This window comes from Hymenobacter cellulosilyticus (assembly GCF_022919215.1).
In the GTDB taxonomy this organism is placed as follows: Bacteria; Bacteroidota; Bacteroidia; order Cytophagales; family Hymenobacteraceae; genus Hymenobacter; species Hymenobacter cellulosilyticus.
On record NZ_CP095046.1, the window covers coordinates 1229719 to 1242385 of the forward strand.

Here is a 12667-nt window from a genome sequence, read left to right on the forward strand (position 1 = left end):
GTTTAGCGGGTGGGTTCTGCCACGGGCGCGGTAGCTGCGGGCCCAACTGGAATGTTGGTGTCGGAAATGATGTAGAGGGGCCGCTGCCGCACATTGGCGCTCAGGCGGGCAATGTACTCGCCAATGATGCCGACGGCAATGAGCTGTACGCCGCCCAAAAACAGGATGCTGATCATCAGTGAGGCCCAGCCCGGCTGATAATCGTGGGTCACGAAGCGTGAGTACAGCGTGTAGAGCATCACCAGAAACGCAATGCCCGACACGATAAAGCCGCTGATGGTGGCTGCTTTCAGAGGCGCGTCAGAGAAGCCGGTTATACCGTCCAGAGCCAGCCGGATCATCTTGCGGTAGGTGTAGCCTGTTTCGCCGCCGGCCCGCTCGGCTCGGTCGTATTCGATGTAGGTTTGGCGGTAGCCAATCCAGGAAATCTGGCCGCGAATAAACTTGTTCTGCTCCGGCATCTGCTTCAGGGCATCCACCACCTTACGCGAAATGATGCGGAAGTCGCCGGTATCTACCGGAATCGAAATGCTGGTGATGCTGGCCAGCAGGCGGTAAAATAGCTTGGCGGTGAGCTTTTTAGCAGCGCTTTCGCCCTGCCGGGAGCGGCGCTTGGCATACACTACCTCGTAGCCTTCCTGTAGCTTGGCGTAAAGCTGCGGAATCAGTTCGGGCGGGTCCTGCAGGTCCGCATCAATAATTACAACTGTTTGGCCCGCGGCCAGGTCCAGGCCGGCCGTGACGGCAATCTGGTGGCCGAAGTTGCGGCTGAAGTCGATGTAGCGCACCCGGGAGTCGCGGGCGGCTAGGTTCTGCACCAGCGTCAGCGACTTATCCCGGGAGCCGTCGTTGATAAAAATAAACTCATACCGCACGCCCATCGGGTCCAGCACGCCGCCCAGGCGCGTATACAGCGCCGGGATGTTGGCTTCTTCGTTGTAGATGGGAATGATGACGGAGAGATCCACGCGGGTAGGAGTGAAGAGGTACGAACAGGTAGCACCGCACGCATGTGGCACGCGAAGCGGCCGCAAATATAGCGGATGACAAAGCTGGGCGAAGTGGCCGGGCTTGGAAAGCCACTGGTAGGATTCACCCGGCGGCCGGGCTCAGCTTAGTCCTGCTGGTATTGCTGAACCTTCTGCGTAATGCCCCAGTAGTGCAGCAGCTTGCCCTGGTATTCCGATTCGCCGGAATTGCGCAGCGTATTCCAGCTCATCAGGTTACAGGCCGAGGATATGTGCACCACGAAGTCCGGCGAGTTTGCCATCTGGTCCATGGCCCACCGCTCACATCCGTTATCGGTAGGCACTTCCTTGGTCTTGTCTACATACACAAAAGTAACCGCCAGCGCCACCACAGCCGCCAAGTAGACCCTCTGCAGCTTGCCCCGCAGGTGAAGCACCAGATAGTAGGCGGAAAGTCCGTAGGCAAACGCACAGCCAAGCAAGACCGGCAATACCGAGTCGTTGCGGATCAGGTACGGCCGGTAGGTGCGGTAGCCGCCGAAGGGCAGCAGCAGGATGTAAAGAACCGAAAACAGCACCACCCAGCGCATGATAAGCAAGATGCGCTGCCGGTCGGCCGCGTCGGGCGCGAGCCGACGAATAAGCAAGCTGTTAATGACCAGCACGAAAAGCAGCAGGGGCAGCCCCCAGTCAGCCGACACCCAGTAATAGAGGCCTTGGGGCAACAGCTCATACAGCTGGCCCAGGGTATGCGTGTGCGTGTTCTCCGAGTTGTTGCGGCCGATGTAGAGCGAGTACATGCACAGTACAATCAGCACCGCAATCAGCAATATGGCCTGCCCCGACAGCCAGCTGCCCGGAATGGGGCGCAGCGTAAGCTGGCCCGTGGCTTTCCAGTGCTGCCACCGCTGCCCCAACCAGTACAAGCCGATGCCAAACAGCACTACGGCCAGGGCGGCCACCGGAATTGGACCGTTGAAGGCAATAAGCACCATCAGCAGCAGCAAGAGCACGATGCGGACCGGATGAAGCCGCAAGGGCTGCTGGCGCTGCGCCGCGGCGTAAAATGGCCACAGCAGCAGTAGCAGCAAGGCCATGGGAAACGCGTAGAAGGTAGTATAAGTAATGGCCCGGTTGGTTATGGCCATCTGCTCATAAAAGCCGTAGGTCTGAAACAACGGGAGCATGAGGGCCACCGCCAGCCAAAGTGCCCACTGACTTTTGATTGCCGTTAGGGTGCCGCTCAGCCGCACATAGGCCGCCAGCGTGAAGACCAGCAGGGCCTGAGTAAAAGTAGTGAAGAGCGCACTGGCCGCATACACGCTGCTGATGGGTGTCATTACCGTCTGCAGCAGGTGCGGAGCCTGCTTCCAGTACAAGCTTAGCGTGGCGTGAGCGAAGAAACGGTTCGTGCCGCCATACACCGCGTTCTTGGTGAGCACTGACCAGCCAAACGGGTCGTGCAGCACTTCGGAGTACCAGGGCGCCGGAAAGACGATAAAGGCCAGGTCGCCGTCCAGCGGGACCCGGTAATTTTGCCAGAAGGTAGATGCCAGGCTCGCCAGTACGAACACGATTAACAATCCAAGCAATAACCGCTTATTCATCAGCCGTATGAATGGTGGGAGAAAACGCTATTGTCATCTGAATAACTGCTGGATCAGTCGGAATTAGTTCTAAATGCAAGCGGCGCCTGAATGCCCTAATATGGCAGGACGCTGAGCGGAGCTTGATAGCTCCCGCCCAGCGTCCCCTTGCAAGCCGCTCAAGCGCCTGCTGATTACTCTACAATGCTGATTTTAACGTCGTCCGCCAAAATGAAGTCGCTGGCGCTAGCCCGCCACAGCGACATCTTCATGTGCTGCACGGCCGTGATGTTGTCGGGAAGGGTAAACTCCTTCTTGACGGGCACCCACTTCTTGTAGGTCTTCACCTCGTCGCCCAGCTTGATACCGTCGCCGAAGGCTTCTTTGCCGGTTTCAGCATCTACGATCTGGATGCCCAAAACGCCGGTGGCCCGCTCGCTGGGCAGGAAGACCCAGCCTTCGAGCAGAACCTTCTTGAACTTTCGGTTGCTGATCTGCGCCAGGGGAGCGTTATAAGTCACGCTGAACTCCCGGTTGCCGTCCACTATAATTGCATATTGCCCAGAGTGCGCCCGGCCCTTGTCCAGCGTGGTCGGATCCGTGTTCCAGCCCGCCAGCGACTCAAAGTCATTGGTCGTAATCGTTTTATCATCAATCTTCAGATCCGTGTCCTTATCTGACGAGCAAGCTCCGAGCAAGGCTAAGCCGAGCAACCCAATGTATGCTTTCATTAAAATGTTAAAAAAAGAGGCTTAGTTGAAAAAAGGGGCTTATTAGTTCCGCAAATATATATCCTTTACCAGGAGGAAGTAAATACTCCTTCTCATATAAAAATCGTGGGCGTGAGCGGGAGGTGGGATAAGCTTGCGCTTGACCTGGGGCGAATTAGCGGCAGACAAGTTCCGTGGCTGTCAAGTCTGTGCTTTGGTTTATCAGCTGTAGCCCACCCGGTCAGGAAATTTGACGCCCCTGATATTTTATCGGCCATACCAACTACTCGGCGCTTTATTGTTTTCTTTGCGGGCTTAGGCACCGGTTTTCTGCCTTGATCAGCGGCAGTTTACGGTGAGTAGAACCGATGGCGTTTACCTGCCGGCGTGGTCTGCCCTTTTTCTGTAAACAACTAACTGCCAGATGGCTGCTATTAAAGAGTTCTTTTTGCCCAGCGGGCGCTCGTCCCGCCCGGCTATTATGGGAATGTATATGTTGCTGGGTGCCCTCACCGCCTGCAACTCGGGCCCCTCAACCACCGCTACCGACAGCCTGCTAGCCAACGACTTTGAAGCCAGCGCGGGCTGGGGTGATGTGCAGGAAGGTTCGCTGACCACGGACAAAGCCCATTCCGGCCGCTGGTCTATTCAAACCAATCCTAGCATCCCGTTCAGCTATACCTATGTGCGCCAGCTCGGCCGCCTCGACCCCAAGCTTACCCGTAGCTACCAGCTGAAAGGCTGGGCCATGCGAACCAGCACCGGCAGCACGGGAAGCCTGGTCGTGCAAGTCAACAAAAGCAGCACCGACACGACCAAGGTGTTCTATGGTGCCCTGCCCATCGGGGACGCGGTGAAGTCTTTCAACAAGTGGGAGGCCATTTCGCTGCCCTTCCAGTTGCCCGCCTCGGCCGCGGCCGAAAACGTGGTGAAAATATACCTCTGGGGGGATAAGGCTACCGCGCCTACTTACCTCGACGACCTGGAGCTCACAGCTGCCAAATAATTCCCGTTATGTCCCATCCAATTTCCGGCGCTGCTGCCCCCAACGGGCCGTCTGGAGCGGTCTGGCCCTGGTTGTGCTCTTTATTCTGATGGTGCAGGCGCGCTTGTGGGCCCCTTACTGGGACACGCACAACGTGTTGGCCATTCTGACGTGGGACGTAATGGGCTACTACCTGTATCTGCCCGCGCAGTTTATTTACCACGACCTCTCGCACCAGGCCTTCGTGGCCGATATCATGCGCGAGTACAACCCCAGCAGCTCGTTCTACCAGGCTTTTCAGGTGCCCGGCGGGCCGGAAGGGGCCATGGTAATGAAGTACACCTGCGGCCTGGCTATTCTGTTTACGCCTTTTTTCTGGCTGGGCCACTGGGCCGCGGGTCTGCTGGGCTACTCCCAGGATGGTTTTTCCGCGCCCTACCAGATTGCCATTGCCTTCGGCGGTTTGCTCTACGCCCTGCTGGGCCTGGGCATTCTGCGCCGGGTGCTGCTGCGCTACTTCTCCGATGTCATTACGGCCCTGGTGCTGGTGCTACTGGTGCTGGGAAGCAATTACCTGCAGTACACGGTATTTGACGGGGCCATGGCCCACAACTACCTTTTCACGCTCTATGCCTTGCTGCTGTGGCTCACTATTCGGTGGCACGAGCGGCCAAGTATCTACTGGGCGGCGGCCATCGGCCTTACCCTGGGCCTGATGATTCTGATCCGGCCCACCGAAGCCGTAGCTTTTCTGATTCCGGTTCTCTGGGGCGTCAGCTCAGTCGAAACGGCGCGGCAAAAGCTTCAGCTGCTGCTCCGGCGCTGGCCCGACGTGCTGGTGCTGGTGCTGTTTGTGGTGCTGGGCGTGTTGCCGCAGCTGCTCTACTGGAAGTGGGCCACCGGGCATTTTCTCTTTTATAGCTACCAGGAGCAGTCATTCAACTTCCTGCGCCCCCACACCTACCAGGTGCTGTTCAGCTACAAGAAAGGCTGGCTGCTGTATACCCCGCTCATGCTGCTGGCGCTGGTGGGGCTGGTTTTCCTGTGGCGCCGCCACCGGTCACTGGCCGTGCCCGTGCTGGCGTACTTCCTCATCAACCTCTGGATTGTATCCGCCTGGGACATCTGGTGGTATGGGGGCAGCATCGGGCAGCGGGCTTTGGTGCAGTCGTATGCCGTGCTGAGCTTCCCGCTGGCTTGCTTTCTGGTCTGGCTCAGTGAGCCCGGCCGCCGGGTAGCCCTGCGGATGGCAGTGGTAGCGCTGATCGTGCTGCTGGTCGATTTGAACCTGTTTCAGCACTGGCAGTACATGTATTCCATCATTCATCCCGAGGAGATGAATCGGAATTTCTACTGGGCCGTCTTTAACAAAACCAAGCCTGATCAGACTGACTATTCTCTGCTTGACGTGCCAACCCGCCTGCCCCAGCCCGAGGAAGAGTATGACCAGCGCTTTGTGACCAAGCTGAGCTTTGACGACCAGCCCGTCTCGCCCGAAACCGGCATCAACGCCGAGTTTGGCTACTACAGCAAACAGTCGTTTCGCACCGAGGCCAGCCGGCAGTATAGCCCAGCGCTGACCATCACCGTAGCCGATGCCAAAGTGCAGCCCGGCCAGTGGCTGCGCGCCTCCTGCCAGGTGTATTCCGATTACGGGGCCTGGAACAGCAAGCTCATCCTGTCCATTGAGCGCAACGGGCAGAATGTGCAGTGGAACGGTATGCGCCTGCAAAACAACCTGAGCGTCAACAGAAAGTGGAACCACGTGTGGTTCGACGTGCCGGTGCCCGCCGACGTGCAGCCCAGCGACGTAATCAAGCTGTTGGTGCTGAACGAGAACGGGTCACCGGCTTTCGTAGATGACGTGCAGATTGACGTGTTTACGCCCAAGGTGCCGGGCGCAAATCTAGCTGCCCAGTAGGCCGTACTTGAGGATGCAGTAAATGGCGCGGAATCCATCACGCCAGCCGATTTTCTTGCCCTCAGCGTAGGTGCGGCCGTAGTAGCTGATGCCCACTTCATACACGCGCACGTCCTTGACCCGGGCCACCTTGGCCGTCACCTCGGGCTCGAAGCCGAAGCGGTTCTCCTGCAGCTTCAGGCCCTGAATGATGTCGCGGCGGAAGAGCTTGTAGCAGGTCTCCATGTCGGTCAGGTTCAGGTCGGTGCACATGTTGCTCAAAAAGGTGAGCATCTGGTTGCCGATGCTGTGCCAGAAGAACAGGATGCGGTGCGGGTTGCCACCCATGAAGCGCGAGCCAAACACGACGTCGGCAAAGCCCTTGAGGATGGGCTTGATCAAGAGGTTATACTCTTCCGGGTCGTACTCCAGGTCCGCATCCTGAATGATGACGTAGTCGCCCGTGGCCTCGCGGATACCCGTGTGCAGGGCCGCGCCCTTGCCCTGGTTGACGGCGTGCTGCAGCAGGCGCAGGCCCATTTCCGGGTAGCGGGCAGCGTAGGCCTGAATCACCTCCGAGGAATTGTCGGAGGAGCAGTCGTTGACCAGGATGATTTCCTTCTGGATGTTATTGACCAGTTTGAGCTCCCGCAGCAAGTCCAGAATCTGGTGAATCGTGCGGGCTTCGTTATAAACCGGAATGACAATGGAGAGCGTGTCGAACTTTACCAAAATGCAGAAGGCGTTAGAATTAGAGCGCAAAAATAAGACAGAATCCCGAGGCGCCCCGGTAATTCTGTAAGCTTGCCCAGAAAACTACAGGTTCCCGGTTCGCCCTCCGTCCACCGGCACGTTGATTCCATTGATATAAGCCGCGGCCGGGGAAGCCAGAAAGGCAACAGCCGCCGCTACTTCGGCCGCCTGCCCGAAACGGCCCGCCGGAATGCTGCGCAGCATGGTGGCCTCAATTTCCTCCACCGTTTGGCCGGTTTGCTCCACGCGCTTCTCAATCAGGGAGGTGTGGCGCTGGGTGACGGTAGCGCCCGGCAGCACGTTGTTGACGGTGATGCCACTGCCGCCCAGTTCGTTGGCCAGGGTTTTGGCCCAGTTAGCCACGGCCGCCCGAATGGTGTTCGAGACGCCCAGGCCGGCCAGAGGCTGCTTTACCGAAGTGCTGATAATGTTGATGATACGGCCGTAGCCACGGGCCTGCATGGCCGGTACCAAGGCCTGGGTCAGCAAGTGGTTGCATATCAGGTGCTGCTCAAAGGCGGCCAGGAAAGCCTGCACGGGTGCGGCCAGAATCGGGCCGCCGGCCGGGCCTCCAGTATTATTAACCAGCGTGTGAAAGCCCTCGGGGTGGGCCGCCAGGTATTCCTGCAGGCGGCTGGCCAGCTGGTCGGGGTCGGTGAAATCAGCCACGAGGTAGTCGTGGGTCTGCCCCTGGGGGCGGGGGAGTTCTGCTACGGCTTGCTGCAGACTGGCTTCGTTGCGGGCCAGGAGCGTAACGGTGGCGCCGAGCTGGGCCAATTCTTCAGCCACGGCGCGGCCGATGCCCTGAGTACTGCCGCCGACGAGGGCGCGATGGGAGGTAAGGTCGAGTTGCACGGGTTAAAAGTAGCTAAATACGGCTTGTACGGGCCCAAAATACCTAGTTAGGAGGTTTTGCGTAAGTTGGGCAGGATAAGGTGAACTTGGGAACTTGAGAAAGAGCGAGTTTTTGTTCAAACCACGCATAACTGTGTCAACGGGAACGATAATTCACCATTTCCCAAGTTCACTATTTCACCAATTCTCTCACCAAACCACCTTCCGTTATGGCCGTTGCCCGCCCTTTCAACTTTCAGCGCTGGATAGATGAACACCGTCATTTGTTGAAGCCGCCAGTCGGCAACCAGCAGGTGTTCAAAGACAACAAAGACTTTATTGTGATGGTGGTAGGTGGGCCCAACGCCCGCAAAGATTACCATTACGATGAAGGCGAGGAGTTGTTTTTGCAGATAGAGGGCGACATTGTGGTGAAGATTATCGAGGACGGGCAGCCTGTGGATATCGAAATCAAGGCCGGGGAAATGTTTCTGCTGCCCGGCGGCGTACCCCACTCGCCCGGCGGCCGGCCGGCACCGTGGGACTGGTGCTGGAGCGCTACCGCACCCCGGGGAGCTCGATGGCTTTCAGTGGTACTGTGAAAACTGCGGCCACAAGCTCCACGAGGAATTTGCCGAGATAACCGACATCGTGCAGCAGCTACCCCCCATCATGAACGCCTTCTGGCAAAACGACGACCTGCGCACCTGCAAGAACTGCGGCACTTATATGGCCTCGCCGGCGCCGGTAGCGTAGCGGCGGCCGGAAACAATCGGCCCGCGCCCCGAGATTTTCCGGGAGGCATACCCGGTAGTCGGAGCTTTATTGATTTCTTTGCAGGGTCGAAAGTGTGTTTGGCTATTTCGCTGGGCCAACCGGGCTTGTAGTTCCTTTGCCGGAGCTAAAGCCCGTTGCGCTGACACACTCATTGTTCTTGTTCAGTCAATACGCGAATGGTTGATATTAGACGGTCTGCGGGCCGGTTGCTGCACCTGTCTCACACCAGCTACATCTGGCTGATTATTGCCTTACTGATGGTGGCCGCCATAATGAAGTCGGCCCGCTGGGACAAGAACGAGGTATTTATTACCGACCGGGGCGGCTATTACATGTACCTGCCGTCGGCCTTCATCATGCACGACCTGGGCGACGGGAGTTGGGTAAAAGCCGCCCGCGACCAGTACCGCCCGGACTATGAGTCGCGGTGGGAATTTGCCACGCTGCCCAACGGGCAGATGGGCTCCAAGTTTCCCATTGGCATGGCCGTAATGTACTCGCCGTTCTTTTTCATGGCCAAAATAGCCTACATGCTGCAAGGCAAGACTATCACAACCGGCTACGAAAAGGCGTATGGCTACATGGTTTCGCTGGGCTGCATGCTCTACGTGCTGCTGGGCCTGGCGCTGCTGGGCCGGGAGCTGCGGCGCTACTTCGCCGACCATGTCGTAGCCCTGACCTTACTGCTGCTGGCCCTGGGGACAAACCTGTACAGCTACGCCACCTACGAGGCCCTGATGGCGCACGGCACGCTGTTTCTGATGAATACGCTGCTGCTGATTGCCACGCGGCGCTGGTACGAGCAGGCTAGCTTCGGTAGGGCGGCCGCGCTGGGCGCGGTGTGCGGTCTGATGGTACTGATCCGGCCTTCCGAAGTGATGATGCTGGCCGTGCCCGTGCTCTGGGGCCTGACCAGCTTCCGGGCCCTGGGGCAGCGCCTGAAGTTCTGGCTGAGCCGCTGGCAGCAGTGCCTGACGATAATTGCTCTGTTTCTGCTGGTGGGCGGCATGCAGTTTCTGTTCTGGAAGGTGGTGTATGGGCAGTGGGTAGTCGAGTTTTACAAAGGTGAAACTTTCAACTTCGCTGCCCCGCACGTGTGGGAAGGCGTGTTCAGCTTCCGTAAGGGCTGGCTGATATATTCGCCCCTGATGATTTTTGCCCTGCTCGGTATTGGCTGGGTACGGGAGTGGGTCAAGCCGGTGCTGCCCATCGTGCTGGTGCTGCTGCCGATTTACCTCTACATTACCTTCTGCTGGTGGGACTGGGCCTACGGCGGCAGCTACGGTGGCCGGGCCCTGATCAGCCTGTACCCATTGCTGAGCTGCACCATGGCCGCCTTCTGGCAGCGTTGGATCGGCAAAGCGCCCTGGCTCTGGACGCCCATTGTGGCCGCGCTGCTGCTGCTGAGCATTGCCCAGAATTACCAGTACAGCGCCGGCCTTATCAACTGCTGCGAAATGACCTGGGCGCTGTATAAAGAACGTTTTCTGCAGCTGACCTGGTAAGCATAGGCGCGCTCGGAGTCGGGCCCAAAGCTGCCTTTTTTCCACCCATCCCACCCCGCTGGCGTGCTAAAAATCGATATCCACACCCATATCCTGCCCGAAACCTGGCCCGACCTGCGCGAGCGGTATGGCTACGGCGGCTTTATCCGGCTCGAGCACCACAAGCCCTGCTGCGCCCGCATGATGCAGGACGACAAGTTCTTCCGCGAAATTCAGGACAACTGCTGGGACCCCCAGGTGCGGATGCGGGAATACGACCAGTTTGGCGTCGATGTGCAGGTACTCAGCACCGTGCCCGTTATGTTCAGCTACTGGGCCAAGCCCCTGGACGCCCTGGATTTGAGCCGCATGCTCAACGACCATATTGCCGGCGTGGTGGCCCGCTACCCCGACCGGTTTGTGGGCCTGGGCACCATCCCGATGCAGGCCCCCGACCTGGCTGTAAAGGAGCTGGAGCGCTGCGTAAAGGAGCTCGGTATGGCCGGCGTGCAGATTGGCTCCCACGTCAACGATTGGAACCTGGACGCGCCCGAGCTGTTCGAGGTGTTTGCCGCTGCCGAGGAGCTGGGCGCCTGCGTCTTCGTGCATCCTTGGGACATGATGGCTCAGCAGAAAATGCCCAAATATTGGCTGCCCTGGCTGGTGGGCATGCCGGCCGAAAGTACCCTGGCCTTGTGCTCCCTGATTTTTGGGGGCGTGCTGGAGCGCCTGCCCAAGCTGCGCGTAGCCGTAGCCCACGGTGGCGGTTCGTTTGCCTCCACCATCGGCCGCATCGAGCACGGATTTAACGTGCGCCCCGACCTGTGCGCCGTCGATAACCCCGTGAACCCCCGCGAATACCTGGGCCGCTTCTGGGTCGATTCGCTGGTGCACGACCCGCTGATGCTGGATTACTTGGTCAAAACCCTAGGGCCCGACAAGATTGTGCTCGGCACTGATTATCCGTTTCCGCTGGGTGAGTTGGAGCCCGGGCAGCTGATTGAATCCATGCCTTATCCGGATGAAATGAAGGCCCGCATGCTCGGCGCCAACGCCCTGGAGTGGCTGGGTCTGCCCCAGCAAAGCTTCGCCAATCTGCTCATTAACAAGTAGAAGCTAGGCAATTCAGGCCGCCTAAGTAGTTATTGTTAGTGGGTATACTTTTACTATATGAAAGCAACACTCGTATACCAATTTGAGTGCTTTTGGTATATAAATAAGTTAAAATCATTAAACCTGTATACCTAAGAAGGTAACCGCTAATAGCCTTTTATAATTACTGTATACCAAATAACGACCAGCAAATTTTGGCAATTCCGCCCTTGAGCCGCAGCCCAGGGGCAGAGTCACCTATCTTTACCCCGATGACTTCTTTCCAGCCCACTGCCGAATTTGCCGCCGAGCTCGACGCTCAGGATGCGCTGCGTGACTTTCGTAACCGGTTTCATATTCCTTTGGCGCCCAACGGGCAGCCCAGCGTGTATTTCTGCGGCAACTCCCTGGGTTTGCAGCCCAAAGCTGCCCGCGCCGCCGTGGAGCAGGAGTTTGACAGTTGGGAAAAGCTGGGCGTGGAAGGCCATTTCCACGGCACTTCGCCTTGGATGCACTACCACGAGACTCTGTCCGACAGCACTGCCCGCCTGGTGGGCGCCAAGCCGGTGGAAGTGGTGGTGATGAATAACCTGACAACTAACCTGCACCTGCTGCTAGTGTCGTTTTACCAGCCCACGGCCACGCGCTACAAAGTGCTGATGGAAGGCGGCGCGTTTCCCTCGGACCAGTATGCGCTGGAGTCGCAGGTGAAGCTGCACGGCTTGGCGCCCGATGAGGCCATTGTGGAGCTGCGCCCCCGGGCCGGCGAGCATACCTTGCGCACCGAAGATATTCTGGCCACCATTCAGGAGCTTGGCGACTCGCTGGCCACGGTTATTCTGGGCGGCGTCAACTACTACACCGGGCAGGCTTTCGACATGGCCGCCATTACCCGGGCCGGCCACGCCGTGGGCGCCATGGTGGGTTTCGACCTGGCCCACGCCGCCGGCAATCTGCTGCTGGAACTGCACGACTGGGACGTAGACTTTGCCTGCTGGTGCTCTTACAAATACCTGAACTCGGGTCCCGGTGGCACTTCCGGCGTGTTTGTGCACGAGCGGTTTGCCAATCGGCCCGACCTACTGCGCCTGGCCGGCTGGTGGGGCCACGACCCGGCCGACCGGTTCCAGATGAAGAAGGGCTTCCGGCCGATGGCGGGAGCGGCGGGCTGGCAGCTGTCCAACGCCCAGATTTTCCCCATGGCCATTCACCGTGCCGCCCTGGCCTTGGTGGATGAGGCCGGGGGCATGCCCGCTTTGCGCCGCAAAAGTGAGCAGCTTACCGCCTACCTGGAATACCTGGTGCACCGCCTGGAGCTGCCCGCCGAGGTGCTCGAAATTATTACGCCCGCTGAGCCTGCCGCCCGCGGCTGCCAGCTCTCCATGCTGGTACACCAGAACGGCCGGCAGCTGTTCGACTTCTTGGCTGCTGCCGGCGTTATAGCCGACTGGCGCGAGCCGAACGTTATCCGGTTGGCTCCGGTGCCGCTCTACAACTCGTTTGGGGATGTGCAGCGCGCCGGGCAAGTGCTGGCCGAGTGGGCCGGTAAAGCCAAATAGTTGTTCATTTGTTGTTGCC

At 58.7% G+C, this 12667-nt stretch carries 10 protein-coding genes and 1 pseudogene; 6 read left to right on the plus strand and 5 right to left on the minus strand.

Annotation, left to right across the window (positions count from 1 at the left end):
• Positions 1-2: 2 nt before the first annotated feature.
• From MUN79_RS06095 to MUN79_RS06105, 3 genes are all read right to left on the minus strand, one after another.
• Entirely contained in the window at positions 3-968 is a 966-nt protein-coding gene (locus MUN79_RS06095) for a glycosyltransferase family 2 protein (protein WP_244676856.1), read from the minus strand.
• Positions 969-1114: 146 nt separating this feature from the next.
• Positions 1115-2542 carry a hypothetical protein gene (locus MUN79_RS06100; protein ID WP_244676857.1) on the minus strand — a complete coding sequence of 476 codons (1428 nt, stop codon included), beginning with the start codon at positions 2540-2542 and terminating at the stop codon, positions 1115-1117.
• 206 nt (positions 2543-2748) lie between these two features.
• Positions 2749-3285, minus strand: coding sequence for a hypothetical protein (locus MUN79_RS06105; RefSeq protein ID WP_244676858.1), 537 nt, complete (start codon positions 3283-3285; stop codon positions 2749-2751).
• A 403-nt stretch (positions 3286-3688) separates the two neighbouring features.
• Between MUN79_RS06105 and MUN79_RS06110 the strand changes: the two genes are divergently transcribed.
• Together MUN79_RS06110 and MUN79_RS06115 are read left to right on the plus strand one after the other, a co-directional pair.
• On the plus strand, positions 3689-4270 hold the full coding sequence (locus MUN79_RS06110; RefSeq protein WP_244676859.1) for a hypothetical protein: 582 nt from the start codon (positions 3689-3691) through the stop codon (positions 4268-4270).
• A 73-nt stretch (positions 4271-4343) separates the two neighbouring features.
• Entirely contained in the window at positions 4344-6170 is a 1827-nt protein-coding gene (locus tag MUN79_RS06115; protein ID WP_244676860.1) for a hypothetical protein, read from the plus strand.
• Here MUN79_RS06115 and MUN79_RS06120 read toward each other — a convergent pair.
• On the minus strand, positions 6156-6911 hold the full coding sequence (locus MUN79_RS06120) for a glycosyltransferase family 2 protein (protein ID WP_244676861.1): 756 nt from the start codon (positions 6909-6911) through the stop codon (positions 6156-6158). The genes MUN79_RS06115 and MUN79_RS06120 overlap by 15 nt on opposite strands.
• A gap of 54 nt (positions 6912-6965) precedes the next feature.
• Positions 6966-7757, minus strand: a complete 792-nt coding sequence (locus MUN79_RS06125; protein ID WP_244676862.1) for an SDR family oxidoreductase — start codon at positions 7755-7757, stop codon at positions 6966-6968.
• Between the two features lie 209 nt (positions 7758-7966).
• Between MUN79_RS06125 and MUN79_RS06130 the strand changes: the two are divergent.
• The 4 genes and pseudogenes from MUN79_RS06130 (at position 7967) to kynU (ending at position 12648) form a co-directional block, all read left to right on the plus strand.
• Positions 7967-8492, plus strand: a pseudogene (locus MUN79_RS06130) (3-hydroxyanthranilate 3,4-dioxygenase).
• A gap of 227 nt (positions 8493-8719) precedes the next feature.
• A complete protein-coding gene (locus MUN79_RS06135) occupies positions 8720-10018 on the plus strand; it encodes a hypothetical protein (RefSeq protein ID WP_244676863.1) in 1299 nt (432 codons plus the stop codon).
• Between the two features lie 63 nt (positions 10019-10081).
• Positions 10082-11110, plus strand: coding sequence for an amidohydrolase family protein (locus tag MUN79_RS06140; protein ID WP_244676864.1), 1029 nt, complete (start codon positions 10082-10084; stop codon positions 11108-11110).
• A 251-nt stretch (positions 11111-11361) separates the two neighbouring features.
• Positions 11362-12648, plus strand: coding sequence for a kynureninase (kynU, locus tag MUN79_RS06145; protein WP_244676865.1), 1287 nt, complete (start codon positions 11362-11364; stop codon positions 12646-12648).
• Positions 12649-12667: the final 19 nt, after the last annotated feature.

Excerpts from the sequence above, each read along its gene's own strand:
- MUN79_RS06105 (WP_244676858.1), bottom strand. The coding sequence starts at position 3,285 with ATGAAAGCATACATTGGGTTGCTCGGCTTAGCCTTGCTCGGAGCTTGC.
- MUN79_RS06110 (WP_244676859.1), top strand. The coding sequence starts at position 3,689 with ATGGCTGCTATTAAAGAGTTCTTTTTGCCCAGCGGGCGCTCGTCCCGC.
- kynU (WP_244676865.1), top strand. The coding sequence starts at position 11,362 with ATGACTTCTTTCCAGCCCACTGCCGAATTTGCCGCCGAGCTCGACGCT.